General features: G+C 41.3%; 21 protein-coding genes and 3 pseudogenes. All 24 read left to right on the forward strand.

From position 1 onward, the window contains the following. Nucleotides 1-18: 18 nt before the first annotated feature. The 24 genes and pseudogenes from neuC (at nt 19) to Q4491_RS00225 (ending at nt 26,054) form a co-directional block, all read left to right on the forward strand. Nucleotides 19-1,200, forward strand: coding sequence for a UDP-N-acetylglucosamine 2-epimerase (neuC, locus tag Q4491_RS00110; protein ID WP_303453075.1), 1,182 nt, complete (start codon nt 19-21; stop codon nt 1,198-1,200). A 7-nt stretch (nt 1,201-1,207) separates the two neighbouring features. Further along, the gene (gene neuB, locus Q4491_RS00115) at nt 1,208-2,281 is read left to right on the forward strand and encodes an N-acetylneuraminate synthase (RefSeq protein WP_303453078.1); all 1,074 of its coding nucleotides are present in this window, start codon (nt 1,208-1,210) and stop codon (nt 2,279-2,281) included. Beyond that, a complete protein-coding gene (locus Q4491_RS00120; RefSeq protein ID WP_303453081.1) occupies nt 2,274-2,927 on the forward strand; it encodes an acetyltransferase in 654 nt (217 codons plus the stop codon). The genes neuB and Q4491_RS00120 overlap by 8 nt, the downstream gene beginning before the upstream one ends. 17 nt (nt 2,928-2,944) lie before the next feature. Beyond that, the gene (locus Q4491_RS00125) at nt 2,945-4,006 is read left to right on the forward strand and encodes a nucleotidyltransferase family protein (RefSeq protein WP_303453084.1); all 1,062 of its coding nucleotides are present in this window, start codon (nt 2,945-2,947) and stop codon (nt 4,004-4,006) included. Further along, a complete protein-coding gene (locus tag Q4491_RS00130; protein ID WP_303453087.1) occupies nt 4,006-4,974 on the forward strand; it encodes a Gfo/Idh/MocA family protein in 969 nt (322 codons plus the stop codon). Before Q4491_RS00125 ends, Q4491_RS00130 begins: the two co-directional genes overlap by 1 nt. A 4-nt stretch (nt 4,975-4,978) precedes the next feature. Next, nucleotides 4,979-5,668: an acylneuraminate cytidylyltransferase family protein gene (locus Q4491_RS00135; protein WP_303453090.1), complete on the forward strand. Its 690-nt coding sequence runs from the start codon at nt 4,979-4,981 to the stop codon at nt 5,666-5,668. Further along, the gene (locus Q4491_RS00140) at nt 5,669-6,439 is read left to right on the forward strand and encodes an oxidoreductase (RefSeq protein ID WP_303453093.1); all 771 of its coding nucleotides are present in this window, start codon (nt 5,669-5,671) and stop codon (nt 6,437-6,439) included. Between the two features lie 7 nt (nt 6,440-6,446). Further along, nucleotides 6,447-7,361, forward strand: a complete 915-nt coding sequence (locus tag Q4491_RS00145; RefSeq protein ID WP_303453095.1) for a hypothetical protein — start codon at nt 6,447-6,449, stop codon at nt 7,359-7,361. Beyond that, on the forward strand, nt 7,351-8,829 hold the full coding sequence (locus Q4491_RS00150; protein ID WP_303453098.1) for a lipid II flippase MurJ: 1,479 nt from the start codon (nt 7,351-7,353) through the stop codon (nt 8,827-8,829). The genes Q4491_RS00145 and Q4491_RS00150 overlap by 11 nt, the downstream gene beginning before the upstream one ends. Then, nucleotides 8,816-9,643, forward strand: coding sequence for an aldolase/citrate lyase family protein (locus Q4491_RS00155; RefSeq protein WP_303453101.1), 828 nt, complete (start codon nt 8,816-8,818; stop codon nt 9,641-9,643). The genes Q4491_RS00150 and Q4491_RS00155 overlap by 14 nt, the downstream gene beginning before the upstream one ends. Then, nucleotides 9,627-10,178, forward strand: coding sequence for a sugar transferase (locus tag Q4491_RS00160; RefSeq protein ID WP_303453104.1), 552 nt, complete (start codon nt 9,627-9,629; stop codon nt 10,176-10,178). Before Q4491_RS00155 ends, Q4491_RS00160 begins: the two co-directional genes overlap by 17 nt. A 1-nt stretch (nt 10,179) precedes the next feature. Then, a complete protein-coding gene (asnB, locus tag Q4491_RS00165; protein ID WP_303453107.1) occupies nt 10,180-11,958 on the forward strand; it encodes an asparagine synthase (glutamine-hydrolyzing) in 1,779 nt (592 codons plus the stop codon). An 8-nt stretch (nt 11,959-11,966) separates the two neighbouring features. Then, on the forward strand, nt 11,967-13,160 hold the full coding sequence (locus tag Q4491_RS00170; protein WP_303453110.1) for a hypothetical protein: 1,194 nt from the start codon (nt 11,967-11,969) through the stop codon (nt 13,158-13,160). A gap of 45 nt (nt 13,161-13,205) precedes the next feature. Further along, nucleotides 13,206-15,143, forward strand: a complete 1,938-nt coding sequence (locus Q4491_RS00175; RefSeq protein WP_303453113.1) for a nucleoside-diphosphate sugar epimerase/dehydratase — start codon at nt 13,206-13,208, stop codon at nt 15,141-15,143. A 412-nt stretch (nt 15,144-15,555) separates the two neighbouring features. Further along, nucleotides 15,556-16,677: an acyltransferase gene (locus tag Q4491_RS00180; protein WP_303453116.1), complete on the forward strand. Its 1,122-nt coding sequence runs from the start codon at nt 15,556-15,558 to the stop codon at nt 16,675-16,677. Nucleotides 16,678-17,129: 452 nt separating this feature from the next. Continuing rightward, nucleotides 17,130-17,369, forward strand: coding sequence for a helix-turn-helix domain-containing protein (locus Q4491_RS00185; RefSeq protein ID WP_303453118.1), 240 nt, complete (start codon nt 17,130-17,132; stop codon nt 17,367-17,369). Continuing rightward, nucleotides 17,366-17,755 carry an IS66 family insertion sequence element accessory protein TnpB gene (gene tnpB / locus Q4491_RS00190; protein WP_303453121.1) on the forward strand — a complete coding sequence of 130 codons (390 nt, stop codon included), beginning with the start codon at nt 17,366-17,368 and terminating at the stop codon, nt 17,753-17,755. The genes Q4491_RS00185 and tnpB overlap by 4 nt, the downstream gene beginning before the upstream one ends. 43 nt (nt 17,756-17,798) lie before the next feature. Then, a pseudogene (locus Q4491_RS00195) lies at nt 17,799-18,011 on the forward strand (IS66 family transposase); the annotation flags it as partial. A 111-nt stretch (nt 18,012-18,122) separates the two neighbouring features. Continuing rightward, nucleotides 18,123-19,551: pseudogene (locus Q4491_RS00200) on the forward strand (IS66 family transposase). A gap of 27 nt (nt 19,552-19,578) precedes the next feature. Beyond that, nucleotides 19,579-19,794: pseudogene (locus Q4491_RS00205) on the forward strand (transposase domain-containing protein); the annotation flags it as partial. A 191-nt stretch (nt 19,795-19,985) separates the two neighbouring features. Beyond that, on the forward strand, nt 19,986-23,804 hold the full coding sequence (locus Q4491_RS00210) for a DEAD/DEAH box helicase (protein ID WP_303453124.1): 3,819 nt from the start codon (nt 19,986-19,988) through the stop codon (nt 23,802-23,804). A 79-nt stretch (nt 23,805-23,883) separates the two neighbouring features. Continuing rightward, entirely contained in the window at nt 23,884-24,114 is a 231-nt protein-coding gene (locus tag Q4491_RS00215) for a hypothetical protein (protein ID WP_192015079.1), read from the forward strand. After that, nucleotides 24,089-24,412: a type II toxin-antitoxin system RelE/ParE family toxin gene (locus tag Q4491_RS00220; protein ID WP_192015080.1), complete on the forward strand. Its 324-nt coding sequence runs from the start codon at nt 24,089-24,091 to the stop codon at nt 24,410-24,412. Before Q4491_RS00215 ends, Q4491_RS00220 begins: the two co-directional genes overlap by 26 nt. Before the next feature lie 187 nt (nt 24,413-24,599). Further along, complete coding sequence (locus Q4491_RS00225) at nt 24,600-26,054, forward strand: mannose-1-phosphate guanylyltransferase/mannose-6-phosphate isomerase (protein ID WP_303453140.1); 1,455 nt, start codon at nt 24,600-24,602, stop codon at nt 26,052-26,054. Nucleotides 26,055-26,074: the final 20 nt, after the last annotated feature.

A 26,074-nucleotide genomic window follows, 5' to 3' on the forward strand; every position in this document is an offset into this window, starting at 1 on the left:
GAATAAATAGTAATTGATATGACAAGAAAGCAAAAAGTAGCTGTTTTTACAGGAACAAGAGCAGAATATGGCCTGCTTTTTTGGCTTCTGAAAGATATACAGAATGATCCTGAACTTAGTTTACAACTACTGGTTTCTGGAATGCATTTATCACCTGAGTTTGGAGAAACCTATCGGCAAATTGAGCAGGATGGGTTCAAAATTGACGAAAAAATAGAAATTTTATTGTCTTCAGACTCTGCTGTGGGTACTGCTAAAAGTATGGGGCTAGGAATCCTTGGCTTCTCAGATGCTTTAGCGCGCTTAAATCCAGATGTATTAGTTATTCTCGGTGATAGGTTTGAAGCATTGGCTGCGGCGCAAACCGCAATGATTCTACGTATTCCAGTTCTTCATCTGCATGGTGGAGAGATTACTGAAGGAGCTTATGATGATGCACTTAGACACGCGATTACCAAATTAAGTTACTTGCATGGAACTTCAACAGAAGAATATAGACAGCGAGTTATTCAATTGGGTGAAGCGCCAGACCGTGTGTTTAACGTTGGAGCGATTGGGCTGGATCATCTTAACAGAGCAGAATTTTTATCAGTTCAGGAATTAAGTAAGTCATTAGCGTTTAACCTGGATAAACCATACATCATTGTTACATATCACCCGGTGACGTTGGGCAATGAGAAAGCTGAAGAAAGTTTCAATGCTCTATTAGATGCATTGGATGAATATTCAGAATGTAAAGTTATTCTAACCTATCCAAATGCAGACGATGGCGGACGACGCATAATTCCATTACTCGAAGCTTATGCTGCTAAAAACACTGAACGTGTTTATGCGATACCTTCATTAGGTCAAAAGAGATACCTGAGTGCAGTGAAACATGCATCTGCTGTTATTGGTAACTCATCAAGTGGCATTATAGAAGTTCCTTCATTTGATGTCCCAACAGTAAATATTGGATCTCGCCAGAAGGGGAGATTAGCAGCTAAAAGTGTCATTCATGCTGAACCGAACAAAGAAGCAATCATATCTGCTATTGGTACAGCATTAAATCGTAGTTACAAAGCAAAAGAAGAGAAGGTGTCTAACCCCTATGGAGCAGGTGATAGCAGTTCAAAAGTGATTGAAATGATCAAGGGCTTACGCTTCGTACCATGTAAAAAATTCTACGATATTTCTTTTGCGAATGTAGATGTTAAGTGAGGAATAAATGACACTGATTATTGCTGAAGCTGGTGTAAATCATAATGGTGATGAAAAGCTAGCATTTAAACTTGTCGAAGCTGCTCATAAAGCAGGGGCTGACATAGTTAAATTTCAGACATTTAAAGCCAAAAATTTAGTCACAGAAGATGCCGAACAGGCAACGTATCAAGTTACGAATACGAAAAAGAAAGAATCTCAGCTAGCAATGTTAAGCCGGTTAGAATTATCTTATGAAGCGCATCATAAACTGGTTTCCCATTGTGATTTCTTAGGCATAGAGTTTCTTTCTACTGCATTTGATTCTGAAAGTCTTGAGTTTCTTGTAAATGACCTAGGTATAAAACGGTTAAAAATACCTTCAGGAGAACTTACAAATGCACCACTTGTTCTTGAACATGCAAGGACAGGCTGTGATCTTATTGTGTCTACAGGCATGGCCTCGTTAGCAGAAATTGAAATGGCACTTGGTGTTATTGCATTTGGCTATGTTGCTGAAGAATTTGCAGAACCGTCAATCATAGCTTTTCAACAAGCATATGCTTCAGAAGCAGGCCAGAAAGCATTGAAAGAAAAAGTCACAATTCTGCATTGTACAACTGAATATCCAGCGCCAATGAATGAAATCAATTTGAAAGCGATGGATACCATGGGGTGCGCTTTTGAATTAGCGGTTGGATATTCTGACCATAGCGAAGGAATTACAATTCCAATTGCCGCTGTTGCCAGGGGGGCAGTGCTTATCGAAAAGCATTTTACACTAGATAAGAATATGGAAGGTCCTGATCATAAAGCTTCCCTTGAACCGAGTGAGCTAGCTCAAATGGTTAAAGCGATCAGAGAGGTAGAAGTTGCATTAGGAAGTAATGTTAAAACGCCAACGGTCTCAGAGGTTAAAAATAAAGCGGTAGCTCGTAAAAGCTTAGTTGCCAGCGAAAAAATCAGAGCTGGGGACGTATTTACGTTCGATAATTTAACGATTAAAAGGCCCGGAACAGGTATGTCTCCATATGACATCTGGGGATTACAAGGAAGAAAAGCTAGTAAGGATTACCAGCCTGGAGACCTGATCTTTGAGTGATAATTCTGACTTACCAATTGTGTTGCTTGGTTGCGGCGGACATGCTTCTGTTTTAGCGGATATTCTACTAAAGCAAGGTAGAAAGATAATTGCTATCGTCAATCCTGGAAAAGAATCACTTAGAGAAATATTTACTGGGATGCATCAGCTTAAATCTGACGAAGATGTACTGCAATACAAACCAGAAAGCATACTCCTTGTTAATGGTATTGGAATGATTCCAAAGTCTGAACTGAAACGGAACGTGAATGAGTATTTTCTTTCTAAAGGTTATCAGTTTAGTACTGTGATTTCAGAAATGGCGCTTATTTCACCATTTGCGAGAATCAGTAAAGGAGCTCAAGTACTACCCGGAGCTATCGTTCAAACAGGTGCAATTGTTGGTGAGCATTCTATTGTTAATAGTGGTTCATTGATAGAACATGACTGTCGATTAGGTGCTTATAATCATATTGCCCCGAAAGCAGTCTTATGCGGACAAGTTTGTTCTGGCTCAGATGTGTATGTAGGTGCTGGAGCTACCGTCATTAATAATATTAACCTACCTACTGGTACAATAGTTGGTGCTGGTGCAGTCGTAACTAAATCATTCGCTGAAAAATCAATAATTTATGCAGCTCGCCCACTAATAAAACAGTTTAAATAATTTGATAAAGGTATTTCATGAGTCATTGCTGGCAGAAAACACTCATCGGGCCTGAAAGTACAATTAAGCATGCTTTAGAAATCATTAACAGCGAAGCGTTACGAGTTGCTTTGGTTGTAGATGAGGAAAGTAAGTTACTAGGTATAGTGACCGATGGTGACATTCGTAGAGCACTATTAAATAATCAATCACTCAATGATTGTGTTTCAAGTGTCATGAATATATCACCTTGCACCGCTCGATTTGGTGCAACGAAGAAAGAGCTTATTCAGTTGATGGAAAGCAGAGATATACTCTCTGTGCCAATTTTAGATGATTCATTGTACGTAGTTGGCCTTGAAACGTTACATAGTGCTTTAAGCAGGCCGAAATACAACAATCCTGTATTTATTATGGCTGGCGGGTTTGGTACAAGGTTGAGGCCACTCACTGATGATTGTCCGAAACCTATGTTAAAAGTTGGTGATAAACCAATTTTAGAAACGTTAATTCGAGGCTTTATTAAATCTGGCTTTGAAAATTTTTACATATCTACCCACTACATGCCCGAAGTGATTCAAGCTTATTTTGGTGATGGTTCATCATTAGGGGTAAATATCACTTATGTTCATGAAGACGCGCCATTAGGAACAGGTGGGGCACTTGGATTGTTACCTGATGATATTCCTGCTGATTTACCGTTAATCATGATGAATGGAGATGTGCTCACAAATGTTGATTATCAGCGTTTACTTGAGTTCCATAATGAAAATGAAGCAGATGCTACAATGTGCGTCCGAGAATATGATTATCAAATTCCCTATGGAGTGATCAATGGTGACGGTAATCGAATAACAAGCATGATAGAAAAGCCAACGCATAGGTTTTTTGTCAATGCTGGTATATATGTCATTTCTCCTCGTGTTATTCATTCCGTTCCAAAAAATTATAATATCGACATGCCGACTTTGCTCGAACAACATATGAAAGAGCGTGAAAAAGTATTGATGTTCCCAATCCATGAATATTGGTTAGATATTGGGCGAATGGATGATTTTAAACGTGCTCAGAGTGATATACATTCGCTAGGGCTAGATTAATGAATAAAGTAGCAGTTATAGGTTTAGGGAATATAGCCAAAAGGCATCGTTCCAATCTGAAGAAAATGTTTCCTAATTGCACATTATTTGCAATGTCTTCAAGCGGCAGAACACCTGACGAAGAGATTAGTGATTGTGACGTTATTGTAAATAGTATAGATGATTTAGTTAAAGCTAATATTGATCTGGCGGTCGTTGCATCACCTGCGCCTTTTCACGCTAAACACTCATTACCTTTAATTGAAGCAGGTATACCATCTCTAATTGAGAAACCTGTAGCGGTCACAGAAGGTGATGCTGATACAATTTTCCAGGCTACACAATTGCATGGTACACCGGTAGCAATTGGTTATTGTTTAAGATATTTACCTTCAGTAATTAAGTTGAAAGAGTTGATTGAACAGCGATGCATTGGTCAAATCTATAATGTAAATATTGAAATTGGTCAGTACTTACCGGATTGGCGACCAAATAAAGACTATAGAGATAGTGTTTCTGCAAATCCAAATTTAGGTGGTGGTGCATTATTAGAATTAAGCCATGAGTTAGATTATGCACAATGGATCTTTGATAAATTAAATATAGAGCACGCTATTATTCGAACTTCGGACGAACTGGGTTTAGCGGTAGAAGATGTTGTTGATATTTTGGCTAAGAATGAAAACAATGCTGTTATCTCGATTCATTTAGATTTCCTCCAAAAAAGAGCACATAGAACGTGTTCAGTAATAGGAAGTGATGGGCGCCTTGAATTAGATTTGATCAAAAATGAGATAATTTTTCACTCTAGGTGCGAATCGAAAGTGATATATAGTGAGTATGATTTTAACAAGAATCAAATGTATATTGATATGATTTTTGATTTCTTACAGAAAATAGATGGAAAGTTGAACCGTTGCGTGACTATAACTGAAGCAAAAAGTACAGTCGAAATGATAACAAAAATTAAAAAGTCATATGAAAGGTAACAAAATGAAGAATTATGCTTTTATTTTTGCTCGAGGTGGTTCAAAAGGTTTACCCGGTAAAAACATAAAAGAGTTAGCAGGTAAGCCATTATTACAATACTCTGTTGATATTGCTAAAGCAGCGCCATCTATTGATGAAGTTTTTGTTTCTACGGATGATTGTAAAATAGCAGAAGTAGCAAGAAATTCTGGAGCAATTGTGATTGATAGGCCCTCTGAGCTAGCAACGGATTCAAGCCCTGAATGGGATTCGTGGCGACATGCAATAGAATGGGTGCAAGATCATTATGGTTTATTTGATGGGTTTGTTAGTTTACCAGCAACTAGCCCACTACGAAGTGTTGACGATGTAGAAAATGCGATAAATAAGCGAGACTATACTTCGGCTGATATCTGTATATCAGTAACCCCCTCAAGTCGTAGTCCTTATTTTAATATGGTTAAAGACTCTCAAGATGGATTTGTAGAGCTAGTAATAAAACCAGAGATAGATGTTTCAAGGCGCCAGGATGTCCCCGAGGTTTTTGATATTACAACAGTAGTTTATGCGACTACTGTTAACTATGTAATAAATTATTATGGATTATTCTCTGGTAAAGTAACAACCGTAACTGTACCAAAAAGTCGCTCTGTTGATATTGACGATATCTACGATTTTTTATTGGCAGAGTCTATTATTAAAAGTGAACAATAAATGAATAACTTACTAAATGATAAAGTGATTTTGGTTGCGGGAGCTGGCGGGCTTTTAGGCGCGACGTTGGTCTTTGAAATATTAAAGCAAGGAGCAAAGGTAATTGCTGCTGATCTATCTATTAATACTATGAGACCCCGTTTAGAAAAGTTGGGTATTAACGTTGATGCTGATGAAATAACGTTAATAGAGCTGGATGTGACAAATGAAGATGAAAGTGTAGCGTTTTTTTCATCCGTTGAACTGTTGCATGGTGCCGTAAATGCTACATACCCAAGAAATAAAACATATGGAGCACACTTTTTTGATGTGTCATTAGCCAGTTTTAACGAAAACCTAGCTTTGCATTTAGGAAGCGCTTTTTTATTCACACAACAATGCGCTAAGTATTTTGAAAAACATAAGCACACATTTTCATTGGTCAATATATCTTCAGTATATGGTGTAATTGCTCCTAGATTTGAAGTATATAAAAATACGAAAATGACAATGCCTGTTGAATACGCAGCTATAAAATCAGCGTTATTGCATTTAAATAAATATGCCGTTTCATATATTAATGATAGTCGTTTCCGTATAAATAGTGTAAGCCCGGGTGGTATTTTTGATTCTCAACCACAAGAATTTTTGAATAGCTATAAACAATATACGAATGGCGCTGGCATGTTGAATGTAGATGATATTTGTGGCACTGTTTTGTATTTGTTATCCGAACAATCAAAGTTTGTGACAGGGCAGAATATTATTGTGGATGACGGTTTTAGCTTATAGTTGAAATATGAATTATAATAGCTTTGATAAATTCATTATAAGAATTTTTTTGTTTTTATTGTCTGTGGTTTTGGCATTTTTTTTCCCGTTGGAAGTATTTCCTTCAGGGGAGGACGATGGGTTTTTTCAACAAATAAACGCGATTCTATCAGGGAAAATCAACCCCGATGGTCTTGGGACAATTCACTACATTAGATATCTGGTTATTGCTCCATTTTTATATTTTGAAGAGCAATTCCATTTTGGGAAAAATTTAAATACATTCATAATATTACAATTAATTCAGCTGTGTTTTTTTGCTTACTGGAAATTTAAACGGATAATTAACCCTCTGTTGTTAATAATTATTCTAATTCCAATTTTTGTTAGTTTGAGAACAAGTTTGTTGATTATTTCAGCATTTATTGTGTACTTTTATATAACTGAGCAAATAAAAAGTAAACTTTTAGTCCTTCTAGGCTTTTTTATATCAATGCTTAGCTCCGGTGTTATCCTTAATTATATTGTTTTATTGTCTATTTTCTTAGCAAAAGGCACTATCTCTCGGAGGAAGAAGGTTCTTATTTTCTCTTTATTTAGCATAGTCTTTATTGCTTTCATTCCTTCAGTGTTACATAAGGTTTTATTTTTTAGTGGTGGTGGAGGTGTGATAGCCTTCATAACAAATATGGTTTCTCGATCAAATGTTTTTTCTTCATTTTTACTTGGTAACTATATTAACTTAGCTTTTTATTTGTTATTTATCGGGTTAAGTTTGTTGGTTTTTTATCGTTCAAGCTATTTTGATAAATCGGTAGCTCTTTTATTTATTATTTCAGCCCTTACAATGGAGGGATTAGGGTCGACATCTCTTTTCCCTTTGATTGTTTGCCTAGTTTGTACAAAGTTGAATTTTAGAGTGTTAAATAAAAATGCTACGTAATTATAGTCTCCTTTTTTCATTGCTGATTGTAAATTTTAGTATCCTACTAGGACGGTTCTCTGGTTTTATTAGAGAAATTACAATAGCGGAACTATTTGGAGTTAGTTATAACTCTGACCTTGCAATTTTACTATTAACACTTCCTGATATACTTATTAATTTGTTGGTTGGAGGTGCTTTGTCTGCTGCCATAATGCCTCTGCTGGCAAAAGAAAGCTACAAAGTTAGTAAAGTCATAATTTGCCAATTGTTTTTCTTTTTCTTTTTCGCTTTTGTTGCTGTTTCAATAATATTATGCCTTTTTAATGACGAGGTGATAGGTTTAATTGCACCAGGTTACAAAAATGAAGGTGACGCTATTAGTTCACTTTTTTTATCATCTTATTTCACCATTCCTTTTTGTGTTTTAACTGGTGTTTCAACCGCATATTTACAGTTCAATAATAAGTTTATAATCCCCAGTCTGGGAACTTTGATATTTAACTCAACAATAATTTTGTTTTTGTTTTTTTCTGATTACTATTCAGTTATAGGAACGCTCTCTATTATATATGGTTTATATCTTGCGGTAACGTTTAGGTATTTAAGCCAACTGCTTGTATTGGACATATGGAGTGGTTTTAAAAGTATATTTAAAAGATGGTATATAGACTCTGACTTCATAAGAAAATATATTCAAGCCATGGCTTCTGGGAGCATAATTTTCCTGTTGCCAGTAATATGTAGATCAGTGGCATCAAACTTTTCAGTTGGAAGTGTATCTTTAATTAATTACAGCATGCGTTTGACCGAATTTATTATTGTTTTTTCAGTAAGTTGCATCAGTATTGTGTTTTTTCCGAAGTTAACTAAAAGCTTTCGCCATTCTAAAACATTGTTTAAGGATATTGCTCAGTTTTTATTATTACTAGTTCTTTTAATTAGCTCTACGTTGTCAGTATGTTTGTATTTAAATGCATCTGAGTTTGTTAATGTTATTTTCGGAAGTAGCTTGGAAAAAAGTGATTTGGATGAAGTTGCAGAATTAACATCTATTGGCTTGCTAGCGGTGTCATTCCAATCGGCATCATTAATGGTTATGTCAATTTTCAATGCGGCTAGTAAGAATAAATATCCGTTAATTGCCAACTTAACTGGTATTATTGTTTTAGTTATTACTTTATATTTTTATACTCCTGTCGATTTGATTGAGTTGATGATGAGCCTTCTAGGTGTTTATATACTGATTTTCTTGATATATATGTATTTGGCAATATCAAAGTTAGACTTCTCTTTTGGTTTTATTTTTTCATTACTTTTAAAGTGTGTATCATCTGTTTTAATTGTTATTTTGATGAATTATATTTTTAATTTTAGTGGTATTTCTAACTATATACTTCAAACCTTTATCCCATTCATCATAATAGCAACGGTTTTCCTTCTTTTAAATAAGAAGAAAATAAAAGGAATGTTTAGTGAAAAAATTTAAATACATGTTTATTACTAATAAACCAGATTTAGCAAAATATGCAGAAGCTAGTGGAGTAGACAGAATTTTTGTTGACCTTGAGATACTTGGTAAAGAAGAGCGGCAGGGACACTTAAATACTGTCATAAGCCGACATTCACTCGATGACGTACTCAAGGTTAAGAAAATATTATCTCAATCAGAGTTATTAGTTAGGATAAATCCATTTAATGAAAACTCACGTACTGAAGTTGAGTCAGTAATTTCTGCGGGTGCAGATATTGTGATGCTTCCAATGATTAAAAGTATAGATGAAGTCATCAGCATTGGTGAATACATAAACTCAAGAGCTAAGTTAATCCCCTTAATTGAAACGTCATACTCAGCTGAGAATATATTTAAAATCTCAGAACTACATTGTGTTGATGAGTTGCATATTGGATTAAATGATCTTCATTTAGAGCTTAATCTATCCTTCATGTTTGAGCTTCTGTCTAATGGTTATGTGGAAAAAATGGTCAATGGCTTGAAAAAACCTTTTGGTATAGGGGGAATTGCCAGAGTTGGAGTCGGTAATATAGGTGGCGAAACTGTAATTACTGAACATGTACGGCTTGGTTCGACAAGAGCTATATTATCTCGTGCCTTCCATATGGAAGCAAAAACGGTTGATGAGCTAAAGAGACATTTTTCTCTTTCAGAGGAAATCAAGAAAATTGATGATGCTAGAAATAATGCATTAAACCTTTCGACACAAGCAATGGCAATGCAACATTACCATTTTTCCAAATCAGTAGAAGAAATTGTCAGGAAAATAAATGAAACGTCTATTTGATATAACACTTTCAGCGATATTGATTTTGTTATTGCTACCTATTTTTATATTGATCTTAATTTTTTTGTGTTTTAATGGAAGACAACCAATCTTTAAGCAAGAGAGAGTTGGTATAAATGGTAAAATTTTTTTCTTATATAAATTTAGAAGTATGGTGATTAATGCCCATAGCCTTGGTGGGTACTCAACTCGATCTAATGATACTAGAATCACTCCAATTGGCTTTATTTTACGAAAGACAAGTATAGATGAATTGCCACAGTTATTTAACGTATTAAAGGGTGAGATGAGTCTGGTAGGTCCCCGGCCAAATGTTCCAGCACAAATAAAAGACTATACCGATGATGACTGGACAAAGCGAAATTCTGTATTGCCTGGTATTACTGGTTTAGCTCAGGCAAAATTACGTTCTCAAGCTACTTTTGATGAAAGGCTCAGTTTGGATTTTGAATACATAGAAAAACAAAGTTTTTTATTTGACTTATATATTCTTGCATTGACTGCAAAACGTTTATTTACTGTAAAAGGCAACTGACATGTGTGGTATTTTTGGCTACCGAGATTTTAATTCTAACCCATTATCAAATGATGTTTTAGAGAATATGTCCATTAAAATTAATCATAGAGGACCTGACGGAGTTGGAATTTACCATGATGAAGAGCAATCTTTAGCTTTAGGCAATGTTAGATTAGCTATTATTGATGTTGAGCATGGGCAACAACCGTTTTTTTCTGATGATAAAAAGATTGTTGTCGTACAGAATGGTGAAATTTTCAATCATATTGAACTTGCTAAAGAGCTTGCTGATGATGGTTTTACATTTAATACAACATGTGATACAGAAGTAATATTACGTCTATATGAGAGAGATGGTATATCAGGTCTAAGTAAAATGAATGGCATGTTTGCTATCTCAATTTATGACAAAAATGAAGATAAATTATTTTTAATTCGTGACCGTGTTGGTGAAAAGCCTCTACATTATTATTTTGATGGTAAGAGAATTGTTTATTCATCAGAAATTAAAGGTATTTTACCTGCGATTGAAAATGTTAAGTTATCATTTACTGCTTTAGAACAGTTTTTCTCATTTAATTATGTTCCTGAACCTTACACCTTATTTGAAAAGGTTTTTCATGTTTCACCTGGAACTTATTTAGAGATAAACAAAAATGGTATTCAGGAACATCAATGGTGGGGTGTTTCTGATTTAAAAGTTCAGGATTTCAGTGAATCAGAATGGATAACTCGATTCAACAAAACATTGGCAGATGCTACTGCTATACGTTTGCGAGCTGATGTTCCATTTGGAGCCTTTTTATCTGGTGGTGTTGATTCATCGACTGTTGTGGGCCTAATGACTCAATCTATGGACCAACCGGTTAAAACATATAGTATAGGATTTGATGACCCAAAGTATGATGAATCTCCATATGCTCTAGAAGCTGCTAAACGATTTAACACGCAACATGTAAGTGAAATTGTTGAACCAAATATGCTTAATTTATGGGAGCAGGTGATCTATCACTGTGATCAACCGCATGGTGATGTTTCATTTATGCCAACTTATCGAGTGGCCGAGTTAGCTTCCAGAGACGTCAAAATGGTGTTGACTGGTGATGGCGCTGACGAACTTTTTGCTGGTTATGATAAGTATAAAGAATTCTTTTCGAACTCAGAAAACTTAAATCTTTCAGATTCGGAATTTATATCTCGCTATGCAAATAATATTTCGCTATTTAGTTCAGATAGTTTAAAAAAGCTATTCTCCCCTTTTATACAAGAAAAAATATCTTGCACAGAATTAGTGGACAGAGTGTCAAGCTTGACTAATGAAGCAAATGGTTTTGATCGTATTAATCAAGCTTTATATATCGATACGAAATTATTACTTTCCGGGAACAATCTTGTTAAACCCGACCGTATGGGAATGGCTGTTTCTATCGAAAATAGAGCACCATTTCTTGATTACAGATTGATTGAGCTTGCATTTCAAATGCCAGGCGAATTGAAGTTAAAAAATGGTGAAACCAAATATATTTATAAAAAAGCTGTTTCTGACTTAATTGGTTCTAGTTTGGCTTATAGAAAAAAACAAATGTTTACAGTTCCTATCGGTGATTGGTTTAAATCTGAGCTGAAGCCATTATGTGAGGATTTATTACTAAGTGAAAGAACAGTTTCTAGAGGTATATTTAATTACGATTTTATTGAGGAATTGTTACAAGATCACTGTGCCGGAGTAATAAATAATACTCGGGAAATAAGAGCACTCATGGCGTTTGAATTATGGTGTCGTGAATTTTTAGATTGAGTTAAAGAATGAAAAAAATATTAATGGTTTGTTATGGAGGGGGGCATGTGAAAATAATAGCCTCTCTTTATCAATCTTTAAAGAGTAAATACGATATTCATATACTAGCTTTAACGACAGCTAGCTCTTATTTAAAAAACATTGATATTCCTCATAATACTGTTGAAAGTTTTAGGGAAAATATTCCAAATGAAGCTTTATGTTATGGTGAAGAGTTGGCTCGAGAAATAGGTGAGAATGGGATTATACCTTTATCTGAATCTGTTTGTTATTTAGGTGTTTCTTTTTATAACCTTGTGAAAAGACTTGGAAGTGAAAAAAAAGCAAGAGAGTTATATCAGGAATATGGACGTTCCTGTTTCTTACCAACGGAGTTTTTATCTGATGTTATTGATTTGGTTTCTCCAGATATTGTTGTTACAACTAATGCACCAAGGTTCGAAAGAGCTACTTTAATTGCTGCTAAAAATAAAATCATTCCATCATTATGTATAAACGATAATCTTTGGATTGAGAATGGAGCTCTTCAGCTAATTGAGAGTGAGTGTGTTGATTATTTGTGTGTTGTGACACATTCAGTTAAGAACCTTATTCTAAAAAGGACTGGTTTTCCTGAGGAAAAAATACTAGTAACTGGTAATCCTGTATTTGATTTGATAAAGCGTTCTCCAGCAATTAGAAATAATAATGATAAGCCAAGGGTTCTTTATGCTGATTGTAAATTACCTATGGTCCATCCTTTTTATCATGATATTGTTATAGATAAAGAAAATTTAGATGTTGATATTAGGCTTGAACTTGAGCGTTTAGCTTGCATGGGCGCTATTGATGTTACTTTTCGTGCCCACCCGAATCAGCAAATTGATTACTCTGGTTTTTCATCCGTTTCATTTTCTTCTCATAAAGATTCTATTCACGATATCATACATAACTTTGACGTTGTTGTGACTGCGATCTCAACCGTAGGTTTAGAAGGTTTAATCGCTGGGTTAGGTTTAGTTACTATCGAAGGTACTGTGTATAATAAGAAGGAATCTTATTCAAAGTTAGGTCTATCAACTCCTATTTATGAAGCGAACTCTTTGTTATCTGCAATTAAAAAAGAAATATCACGAGAAGGTAATAAAATCTCAAATGATTTATATCAGGGTTTAGCAAGTGATAACATTTCTATGGTCATTAGAAATTTGATTGGTCAGTAATGTGCAAGTATATGAGATCTTATCAATGAAATGTATTGGTGTGCTATGAATAGGCCGGTTTTGTTTGAAAATTGCTCTCGATTTAAAAAACAAGTTGTGAGTATGTTATGCGACTCTGTCTTTGTTGTTTTTGCATTTTATGCTGCATATTGGACTCGAGTCGGTCAAGTGCTAATTATTAATGAGAAATCTACATATCAATTAATAGTTGGAACTCTTATATTAACTCTTTTAATTTTTTATAAATTAGGTTTATATAGAGCTGTTATTAGATATATCACTTTCCATGGGTTGGCAATTGTTGCACTTGGAACTCTTTTATCTGCTGTTACGGTTGCAGTGCTGGCATTCTATATTGATGCTTCTGTTCCCCGTTCTGTGCCAATAATTTACGGTACATATTTATATATTCTTTGTAGCGGTACTCGTTTTTTATTCAGGTTGTTAGTTGGTCAAGCTAATAATAAGGATAAGAAAGTTGTTTTAATCTACGGAGCTGGTGCTGCTGGTCGTCTTTTAGCATTAGCGTTAAAAAGCTCAAATACACATAAAGTTGTTTCTTTTATAGATGAAGATCACACCTTGGAGAACACTGTTTTGATGGGGTTGAATGTGAATGGTGTAGATAAAATTAAATATTTAGTTAATAAGTTTAATGTTGAACAAATTTTACTTGCCGTACCCAGTGCATCACGTTCAAAAAGGAAAAGTATTCTTGATTCTCTAGTAAATTTATCAGCGGAAGTTCTCACAGTTCCAGACATGAAAGATATTGTTGAGGGTAGGGCTAAAATTGATGAACTGAAAGATGTTGCGATCGAGGATCTTCTCGGCAGAGACCCGGTGGCACCCCAGCAATCCTTAATGGAAGCCAACATCAAGAATAAGGTTGTAATGGTAACCGGTGCTGGTGGTTCGATCGGTTCTGAATTGTGTCGTCAAATCCTCCGACAAAAACCTAAAGTGTTAGTACTTTTCGAACTGTCTGAATTCGGCCTTTATCAAATTGATAGAGAGCTTTCAGTATTATCGATGGAGGAAGGGCTGGATGTTAAAGTTGTTCCTTTGCTAGGTTCTGTACAAAGGATTAACCGGCTTGCCACAGTAATGAAAAGTTTTGCTGTACAGACAGTGTATCATGCTGCTGCGTATAAGCATGTTCCACTCGTTGAATACAATGTTGTTGAAGGTGTTCGTAATAACGTATTCGGAACATACTATACAGCGAAGGCTGCCATTGAGGCTAAAGTTGAGTCCTTTGTGCTCATTTCTACGGATAAAGCGGTTCGTCCAACAAATGTTATGGGGACCACGAAACGCATGGCTGAGCTAGCTCTTCAGGCTTTATCAGAAGAAGAAAGTAAAAAAAATAAAGGTACTCGCTTTTGTATGGTTCGGTTTGGGAACGTTCTTGGTTCTTCCGGGTCTGTTATTCCTTTATTTAAACGTCAGATTGCAAATGGTGGGCCTGTCACGGTGACTCACCCAGATATCATTCGCTATTTCATGACCATTCCTGAAGCTGCTCAGCTAGTTATACAAGCCGGTGCAATGGGTAAAGGTGGTGATGTTTTTGTCCTTGATATGGGTGAACCGGTGAAAATTACTGACTTAGCTGCAAACCTAATCCAGCTCTCAGGACTTGAAGTCAAAAATGATGATAACCCTTATGGTGATATAGAAATCCAGTTTACAGGCTTAAGACCAGGAGAGAAGCTGTTCGAAGAACTACTCATTGGTGACAATGTCGAACGAACAGCTCATGAAAGGATTATGACAGCTTCAGAACGTTATTTGTTGTTGGATGAGTATAAAAAGGTGTTGGATGAGTTAGATGAGGCCTGCCATAACTTTGAACATGAAAAAATTCGACAATTGTTACTTGATGCACCAACAGATTTCACTCCAACCGATGGAATTGGAGACTTAGTTTGGCAACAGTTACATCCTTATGTAGTGCAGAAATTAACAAACATTAATTAGCTTCAAAAGCTTCGATAATTGAGTTGTACCGTTCATTAAGGTGAGCGGTGTTTTTACAGATATACTTACTTTGGTTCTAAGCTTACTGCTTATTGAAGTGGACGTATTAATTTAGGGAAAGAGTGTGAGTTGATTTAATGTTCAACTATGGCTGAACACTGCAATGTAATGCACTAGCAGGTGCAGGTTAATATGCGTAAATACTCCATTGTTACGTAACTAAATCGATATAAATTATCGGTGTTCAAAAAGTGAGTACAGCTAGTTTAACGTACTATATTTCATAGTATCAAAAATGAACTTATGAACGAATTCGCAAGATGATTAGTTGGACACATTTAAATCTCACATAATCAAATGGAATCTAAATGTATTGAAAGTAAATAACTATTATTGAAAGGGTTTTATTGATTTGAATAAGCAAATAGCATATATAAATCAGAGTCAGTCTGTAGGGCTAGATATTATAAGGTTTTCTTCAGCGCAACTAGTTATTTGGGGGCACCTTTTAAATTATTACTTTGGATACCACAACAGTCCAGCATCTCTACTTGGTAATGGGAAGCTGTTCATACAGAATTTAGGTGTAGTTGTTTTTTTTATATTGTCAGGCTACCTTATCGGCCACAGTGTATTACGGCAGCATAAAAAAAACGCTGAACATCCATTTTTAGAGTATTTTATTGACCGCTTTTCACGAATTTATGTCACGTTGGTTCCATGCTTGTTACTCATAGTAAGTATTGACTATGCCAATATATCGTTAAGCGACTCTTATGCATATTTAAATTCTTATGATTTATTTCATTTCTTGGGGAGTTTTCTTATGTTACAAGATTTTCCCTATGAAATTTTTGATGGTGTCACGTCATTTGGTTCTGCTCGGCCGTTATGGACTTTAGCTGTGGAATGGTGGCTATATTTAGCAATCGGTTGGTGTATACTATGTTTTCCATCAGAAAAAGAGAGCGGTGCTTTATACTTTGTCGTTTTATCATTTTTTTTAATAGTTCCATTTTATAACATTTACGGTGGTCGTGGTAATGGGATTGGTTTGTTGTTTATTTTTTCAGCTTTTTCTTTATGGTGTAAATATAACATAAGGATATTTAAGCTCACCAATCTGCATTTATTTTTGATTTTGTTGGTGTTTATTGCATTGACTATTAATCGCTTTGTTAAGGTTGGTTATTTTTATGACTTTCTTGGGATGGTTTTGATATTGATTGATTTTCTTGTTACTATATCCATTCTATCCAATCTCAATATTTTCAACAATCAATATCCATTGCTTAAGTTACTTGCAGGATCAAGCTACGCACTATACATAACTCATTACAGTATTATTGACCTGTACATGAAAAATTTTAAAATCAACAACATGATTATTGATTTAATAGTTCCTTATTCTATATCAATGGTTATAGCTATACTGGTATGGTTATTATTCGATAGGCATTATAGAATCGTGAGTATGAAATTAAAAAGTTTACTTTCAAGAAAACTAAAGCCAGTTTTAATTAAGTTTAAATGATGTGAATTTAATGGTGAGGGGAAATAGTAGACGCTTTTATTATCAATTTCAATTTTAGCTATATACTCATTACTATCTGCTCCTGTATGTAATCTGCATTTTGGATACCACATTAAGTGTCTGAGTAAGCGGTTAATAATCCCCATATACCAATAACGCGCGCGCTTTGACATAGTGCCTTTTTAAGCGGAGGTACTATGAACCAAGAACTAAAGCGCGCCCATTGGGTATCGATCGTGGAACAACAAAAACACAGTCAGATATCCATCAAGCAATTCTGTCAGGGCGAGAGCACGAGTTAATAAATTGTAAAATCACTACATAAATAGCATGTGTGGAGCTATAAGAAGAGTGATTTTTAGCCATCTACCACAGGTTCTAAACATATGAGTTGTTCAATAATTGTTCGGATGTTTCGAGAGAATTTATTAGTGGGCAAAAAGTGAGCATACGTGCTCTCACCCTGGCAATTCTGTGCAGACAACGGCATCAGTTATCAAACCTTCTTGTACTGGTCCAAGCGGCTGCGTTCACCTGACGTGACGCAGACGTTGCAACCCATCGTCTTCGATGAACATAATCACTCGCAGTCTGAATCGGTGATAATTGTCTTTGCCAACGGCATTCGCGCTGAGTTACCCACGATATTGAGTGCGGCTCAGATCAAACACTGGGTGGGCGCCTTGCAATGACGCCATCCGGTAAGGTCTTTCTGGTCTCCGGCGTGACAGACATGCGAAAGTCCATCGATGGCCTTTCGCTCATTGTCGCCGAGCAGCTTGAGATGGATCCGTTCAGTGAAGCCTGGTTTATCTTCTGTAATCGGGGACGGGATAAACTCAAAATCCTGTTTTGGGATACTAATGGCTTTTGGCTTTACTATCGCCGATTGGAAAAAGGCACTTTCAAGTTGCTGCGTCCCAATCCTCATGGTGTTATCACCATCAGTAAACCCCAGCTTCATTGGCTGTTATCTGGTTTATCACTGGAGAACAGCAAGGCCCACCGTCCCCTGAACGGGCTGGAAGTGTGGCGCTTGACACTGATCATCATATTGCGCTTGAACGATCCTTTTTAGCCGTCACACTGGACAACCTTCAATGTTGTAAAGACGATGCCCCATGACTGACTTCCCTGATGATGTAGAACAACTCAAAGCGATGCTGCTCAAGCTCTCGCAAGAGAAGCAAGCGATGGAGGAGGAAGTCGCCGCCCTGAAAACCCAGGTACAGCTGCTGGTTGAGCAGCTTAATCTCAACAAATCCAAACACTTTGCCGCGCAAAGTGAAAAAGTCGCCAAAGGTACCTTCAACGAAGCTGAGCAGCAGAATGCCTGCCCAAGCCGTAACCCTTCACCAGCCCCTTATTGACAGCCCAAAGTGACGATCGTCTCTTGATCTCACTTTGCCTCTTGAGTGATCCTGCCAGGCTGTCAAACTGGCACCATGAAAAAGAAAAGTCACTTTACCGCTGAGCCGCCCAATATGAGTAATATTGGTGAAGCCAACGCCCTAATCCGCGAACTGTGGGCCAAACTCCGTGAATATGAAGACCGGCTGGCACAGAATTCCAGAAATTCGTCACGCTCGCCCGCCAGCGACACGCCTCAGGCCAGGGCCGAGCGCCAAAAGCTCAACGCCCTCGTCGCCGAAATCAGGCTGGCGCTCAGCCAGGCCACGAAGGGCACCGCAGACCACTGAGCGAGCTGAAGGAAACGGATACCGTTATCCAGTGCCTGCCTGACACCTGTTGCCAGGAATGCGGTGGGGAAGTCGTCCCCAATCCATCACCGACCTATCGTCATCAGGTCTTCGAGCTGCCGAAAGCCGCACTGGATATCACCGAGTACCAGCTGTTCCACGGCAGGTGCCGGTGCTGCAACCATACCTCAAGGCAGACCTGCCTGACGATGCCCCTTCCGGTCAGATGGGACCTAAGCTTCTGAGCCAGATAACAGTGCTGGCGGGACAGTACCATCTGAGCATCAGCAAGATACAGGCTCTGCTCCGCAACCAGTACGGCACCCACTTCTCCACCGGCGCCATCTCTGAGGCTCAGGGTCGGGTCAGCGCGATGCTGACCCCGGTACATCAGGCCCTTCACCATCACGTGAAGCAATCCGCTGTCATCCATATCGACGAAACCACGCACAACCGCAACGGGGAAGCGGCCAACCGCTGGGTCTGGCTGCTCAGCGGCAGTGATGCGGTGTATCAGACTATCCGTTACTTCCGGAACACGGACGCCGCCAAGTCCCTGCTGGGTGAAGCCTGTCCGGCGGTTGTCGTCACCGACCAGTGCGCCAGCTACAACTGGCTGGATACCTCCCGCCACCAGTTCTGCTGGGCGCATGTGACCCGCAATCTCAAGCAGATGGCAGAATACAGCGGCGGAGGGCTGATCGCCTTTATCGGAAAACGCCTGGTCCTGCTGTGTCACAGCGTGTTCCGGCTTCAGCACCGCTATGAAAGCGGCGATATCAATGAGGCCCGCTGGCGCAACCGAATGGCCAGACTCAGAAAGCGTCTGTCGGCGTGGCTCAGAAAAGGTGAACAGGTGCCGGCATCACGATATGCAGGGCGGTGTGCCTATATCCTGAAACACGAAACCGGGCTTTGGGTCTTCCTCAATCATGACGGCGTGCCGCTAACTAACAATGAAGCGGAGCGGTGCCTGAGGGGCAGTGTCATCATGCGGAAAATCTGCTTCGGCACCAGCTCCCATCGAGGAGAGCAGTTCCGCTCGCGGGTTCTGTCGGTGGTAGAAACCTGCAAGAAACGCGGGATGTCAGCGCTGGATACCATCAGCGATATAGTGACGGCTGTTATCCGAAAGCAACCGTACCCGGATGTGTTCGGGCTGGCTACTGGCTAGTCAATACCCCACTGGTGAATGGTTACGTTCACGACAGGCAGAAAGAACTGGATGTTCTCCACCTCAGTGGGTAGAGCGAAGGCCAGTGCCAACCTGTATAGCTTGGTGATGACGTGTCGAGCGAATGATATCAACCCTTATTACTACTTCCGGCATCTGTTTACAGAGTTGCCCAAACGTTCGGTGGGCGATGATATGTCGGGTCTGATGCCTTGGAATATTGATCTGAGTGGCATTGAGTAGGGTTTCACTGCTGTATTGAGCGCTTACGTTGCCAGGAATGCGGTGGAGAAGTCGTCCCCAATCCATCACCGACCTATCGTCATTAGGTCTTCAAACTGTAAGTGTTTGTTGCAACAGCATCAATATTCTACAATCACTCGCGTCGCAATAATCTTTGATAAATGGTTTGATATCATCCAGCAGGGAAATCCATGCAATATTTACAGTCTGAAGCTTCTGTTACTGAAGAGCTGTTAGCCCAGATTCTCATTACATCTGGCATCACCACCAAAAGCCTGTGTCGGCAGATCAGCAATAGCTATAGTGGCCCAGAGATAGAGGCAGCACTTTCTGCGATGCAGGAAGCAGGATTGGTGGTGAAAAAAAGACAGAGCTGGAGCTTGTCGCTGAACGGATTTTTGTCTGCATTACAGAGCTTATTGCGATTTGGCCGGGAGCGAACCCTTTATGCTGCTATGACCCACGCCGATAAGGTCTCTGTGGAACTGGAAGTCTATTCTGTGCTGTCAAATACCCGCTGGATGTTTGCCTATTCAGCGATTTCTCCGCAGGCGGAAGGGTTGCTGATGCATTTATTCCTGCATCCTGATGCGTGGGAATTACTGGCATTGATTGAAGACGACAGGCTGAAATACAGCCTGCAGGGATGGGCCTGGTTGTTAAATCAGCTTTACACGACGGGGAATATTGCATGGGAGCCGTTAGCCAGCAAGACGATCACAGATTACGGCAGAAGGCAGGTTGTCTGGGCTCCTGCCGAGGATAATTGGCAGGCGCTCAGGGCCGGAAGTGTTTCCCACCCCTTGTGCGATCCTTTCGATGACAAGTACTTCCAGCATCGCACAGCTTTCTCCGCCATGACGGCAAAACGCTATTCCTATACGGCCTTGGCTGATCTGGCCGTGGTGGCTTTACTGGACAAATCCGAAGCCGTTGCAAGCTATCAGCACAGCCTCGACGCTCACCGTAGTCAGCAAATCGCGTATGACCAGTTCTGGCAACAGCAGGCTTACGTCATTATTGCGCCTTACAGTGAGCAAGAGGAATATTTGGCGGGTGTTGACGATTGGTTTGATTCACTCATGGTGATTGCAGATTACGTGAGCTGGGGGAAATTATTGCTGGATGTGCTGATGCTTTGCCAATGGCAGCAAGCGAACCCGAAACAGTATCAGCAATGGGTGGCTCAGGTGAAAGCGCACCCGCTGACGGAAGTGATTTTATCCCGTCATTCTGAAAGCCTGTTAGCCGCCAGAGCCAAACACGCCCTGCGTTACCTTACCGGACAGATAAGCGAATCTGACGCTCCTTTTTATGTTCCGGCTGCCCGCCAGGATATCTGGTTGAGAAAGCTGACGCAGACCATCCAGTCAGATAAAGAGCATCAGGCAGATCAGCGACTGGTCTGGGAGTTGTGCCTGAAATCACTGAAAGTTCAGCCAAGGATTCAGTCAATGGGGAAACGTGGCTGGACCAAAGGCCGGGTGATTCAACTGTATTCCATCCAGTATTCAGCGGCTGAAGCTTTGATGTCAGATGCTGACTGGAATGTTTGTCAGCAGCTGGAGCGTCAGAACAGGGTTCGCTGGGGCCAACCTACTTCCGATGTGTTGCCGGTACTGAAAGCCTTGTCGGCGTGTGACAACATCATCAGTCAGGACGGCCAGTCCGTCAGTCTGCACGGTGTCAAGCCGCTGGCCGTGTTGCAGGCCGGTGAACAGGTCACATTCGATGTCTTTCCCCGAGTGGCAAATGGAACATTGCGGCAGGTGATGGATGATGCCTGGTGTTTTCTGGATACCTCAGCGATATCGCCTCAGTTCATTGAAGTCATCGAATCGAGACCTGAGCAACTGGGCAGTGAGCATTTGCAGCCACTGACAGAGGCGCTGGAACAGCAGAAGGATTTGCTCTGGTACAGCCCATGCCAGCACAAAGGCAATATACAGCCTGGTCACTGGGATGCGAGGCCGCATTTATGGCTGGACTGGCATCAGGGCACCCTGGATGTAGCCATTGAGCACCAGAATGATGTGTCCGGTGAGCTGCCGGCAAATCGCATGAGCATGCCTTCGGGACAGGGAGAGACATGGATCAGCGGCCCGGATCAGCAATGGTATCAGCGTGATCTCAGCCAGGAAAAAGCGGATTCGCTGGCACTGAGCAAGCTTCTGGGATTGAAAGCGAACAAGCAACGGCGCTGGGCCTTGTCTGGTGAAGCGGCGTTATCGCTGATAAAAGCCGTGCAGAATTTACAGGACGTGCCGGTTCACTGGCGCCAGCGCAGCAGCCAGGTAAAGGTGCTGACCCGCCAGGATCTGACTCTGGATATCGAGAAACGCAAAAACTGGTTTGCTGTCACAGGCAAGGCGTCCACGGATCAGCATCTGGAGCTGAACCTTCGTCTGTTGCTGGCAAATAGCCGTCAGGGATTTATTGAGCAGGATAGCGACAATCTGGTTGTGCTGATGGAAGATGAGCTTCAGCAGCAATTACGTATGCTGGACGGTTTGCTCAATGAAGAGATGGCCGTCGATGTGCAGATGGCCTATCCCCTGCAACAGGTACTGGAAACCTTTAGCCATCAGGGCGATGCGGGATGGCAGACGCTGCGAGAAAAATGGTCAGAGAAGCCGGTGGTTGCCGAGCATATTCTGGCCCCGCTGAGGGATTATCAGAAAACCAGTGTCCAGTGGGCGGCGCACTTATCTCACCACGGCTTTGGTGCCTGTTTGGCAGACGATATGGGGCTGGGTAAAACCTTGCAGGCCATCAGTCTGATCCGCCATTATCAGTGCGAGGGCGCGGCATTGGTTGTCGCTCCCAAGTCTGTGAATCACAACTGGCAGGCAGAATGTCAGCGCTTTGCACCGGAACTGACAGTGGTGGATCTGGAGCAGGTGGATAACCGGAACGAAGCCATCGCCGCGGCGGGTGAAAAGACCATTGTACTGGTCAGTTACGGATTACTGACCCGCTGTCAGGAAGCGATGCAGGAAAAAGACTGGCAGACCATAGTGCTGGACGAAGCGCAGCAGATTAAAAACCCGCAGACCAAACGGGCAAAACTGGTATTTGGTTTAACGGCAGAGCGGCGTTTTACCCTGACCGGTACGCCGGTTGAAAATCATTTAACAGAGCTTTGGAGCCAGTTTGCTTTCCTGAATCCGGGCCTGCTGGGTTCGCTGAAGCAGTTCAGGCAAAAATACGGTCAGGCCGCGCGTAATGCCGAGGATATGATGCGGCTGAAAGCCTTGATCAGTCCGTTTATCATGCGGCGAATGAAAGGTGAGGTGTTATCTGAGCTGCCCAGCAAAACCGAGATCACCCACACCGTCTATTTATCGGCCAAAGAAAGTGCTGCTTATGAAGCCGTCCGTAAGGATGCCCTGAAAACAGCCAAAAACAGTAAGGGTGTGGTCGAGGTGCTTGCCGCACTGACCCGTTTAAGGCAGGTATGCTGTGACGCTAGTCTGGTGTTTGATTCCTTTGCGGAAGAGAGCAGTAAGCTCAGGGAGGCCCTGGCACTGGTGTCAGAAGCGATAGAAGGCGGCCATCAGATTTTGGTGTTCAGCCAGTTTGTGCAATTGCTGAAACGTTTTGCGGCGCAGCTGGAACAAGCCTCGCTGTCGTTCAGTTATCTGGACGGACAGTCGAGTAGTAAGCAGAGGAAAGCGGCGATTGAGGCCTTTAAAGCAGGAAAGCATCCTGTCTTTCTCATCAGCTTGAAAGCGGGTGGAACGGGCCTGAACCTGACTGAAGCCGATACTGTTATTCATTTGGATCCGTGGTGGAATCCGGCGGTAGAAGATCAGGCCAGCGACAGGGCGCACCGTATGGGGCAGAGCAGGCCGGTGACAGTATATCGTCTGGTCACAGAAAATACGGTGGAAGAAAAAATTGTCCAGCTTCACCGGGACAAACGCGATCTGGCAGAAAAAGTCCTTTCAGGGCAAGACGATACCCAGACCCTGAATCCGCAGATGCTGCTGAGTATGATAGAAGATTAAATGCTCTCAATGCGACAAAAGATTGCGTTTAGCGCCATTGTGTCTATACTCAAATCACTATTAAATAGGAGATTGAACTATGGCAACAAGCGTCCGGTTAAATGATGACTTTGTTTCCGAAGCCAAGGCTTATGGGATCGCGGAGAATCGCTCTGTACCTATGCAAATAGAGTACTGGGCCAAGATCGGTAAAATCATGATGGAGAACCCAGATCTGTCTTATGAATTTGTCCGTGAATCATTATTAGCTACAGAAGAGGTTAAGCAGGGATTGGTGAAGCCATATGAGCGAAGAACAAAGAGAAATTGAGGTCTTTGAGGCTAGGCGCTTCACCAAAGCCCTGAGCAAACTGCCAACAAAGCAGCTCAGCACCGTTGAAGATGAGATCGAAAAGATTATTGCCAATCCAGAAATAGGGCAGCCGAAGAAAGGCGATTTGTCACATTTGCGAGTTCATAAGTTCAAGATGAAAAAACAAGAATTGCTGCTTGGTTACTCTTGGGTTGATAACGAATTAAAGCTCTACCTGTTAAGCCTTGGTTCGCATGAAAACTTTTATACCGACCTGAAGACCCAACGGAAAAACGATCTCAAGTTGATCGGCTGAACTGGCAGGAAGTCGCCAGTGCATTCAGCAATACAGTCGTGGCTGGCACTTTTTCATCCGCGCGCCTTCAATCTCCTTGTCTATACTTGCCTGAACAGGTGATAAAAAAAGACTCATGTAGATTGGTATAAATACCTGACAAAGAAGTACCGAGTATCTTGAACTTTTTTGCGAAGGGGAAAGGCGTATGCAGATTTTACCGGTTATTCTGGCTGGGGGGACAGGCAGTCGCTTGTGGCCCTTATCGCGTGAGCAGTATCCCAAACAATTTCTTGCCCTTCAGCCTGCTGAAAACCCGTCTCTTGCCTCTCCATCGCTCCCGGCCAGCATGCTGCAGCAAACCCTTGCCCGTCTGGCTGAGCTGGATGCTCTGTCCCCGTTAGTGATTTGTCAGGAAGAGCATCGGTTTCTTGCCGCAGAGCAGCTCAGATCCTGCACCAGCCAGCCGGGTCACCTTCTGCTTGAGCCTCAGGGTCGTAATACCGCGCCTGCCATTGCGCTGGCGGCGCTACTGGCACAGGATGACAGTCTGTCTTTGGAAGACAGTGATCCCTTACTTCTTGTGCTGGCGGCCGATCATCTGATTCTGGATACCGCCGCTTTTACTCAGGCCGTCAGGACAGCGCTGCCGCTGGCAGACAGCGGTAAGCTGGTGACTTTCGGTATTCCCCCTCAGTCGCCCGAGACAGGGTACGGCTATATCAAACGCGGTGCGGCGCTTGGTGCGGGTTTTGACGTCGCACAATTTGTCGAAAAGCCGGATCTCAATACCGCCAGAGAGTATCTGGTTAGTGGTCACTATTACTGGAACAGCGGCATGTTCCTGTTTCGCGCTTCTGCCTATTTGCAGCAGCTGTCTCAGTTCCGGCCGGACATTCTGGCTGCCTGCCGCCAGTCTGTTGCTTCGCCTGAGCGCGACCGGGATTTCATTCGCATCGACAGCTTAGCTTTTGCTAACTGTCCTGCCGAGTCGATTGATTATGCGGTGATGGAGAAAACCCGCCAAGCGGTGATGGTGCCGATGGAAGCCGGCTGGAGCGATGTCGGCGCCTGGTCATCGCTGTGGGAGCTCAGTCCCAAAGATGCCGCAAGCAACGTGGTTATCGGGGATGTGCTGACTGCGCAGAGCCACCATTGTTACCTCAGGGCCGACAGCCGTCTGGTGGCGACTGTCGGTCTGGACAACGTAGTGGTGATTGAAACCAAGGATGCGGTACTGGTGGCCGCTAAAGATAAAGTTCAGGATGTCAAAGAGATAGTGGCGCAGCTGAAAGCGGCGCAGCGGCCGGAATGTGAGCTGCACCGGGAAGTGTACCGCCCCTGGGGCAAGTATGATCAGGTCGATAGCGGTGGCCGTCATCAGGTGAAACACATCACGGTCAAACCGGGTGAAAAATTATCGCTGCAAATGCATCATCACCGTGCCGAACATTGGGTGGTGGTATCGGGGACGGCCAAAGTCACCCAGGGGGATAAAACCTGGCTGCTGACGGAAAATCAGTCCACTTACATTCCGGTCGGCGTGGTGCATGCGCTGGAGAACCCGGGCAAAATTCCGCTGGAAATCATTGAAGTGCAGTCAGGCAGTTATCTCGGCGAAGACGATATTGTCCGCTTTGAAGACAGGTACGGCAGAAAGTAAGCGGGATGGCTGCGTCGATA

Origin of the sequence: Photobacterium sp. 2_MG-2023 (assembly GCF_030547675.1) — a bacterium.
Lineage (GTDB): Bacteria > Pseudomonadota > Gammaproteobacteria > Enterobacterales > Vibrionaceae > Photobacterium > Photobacterium arenosum.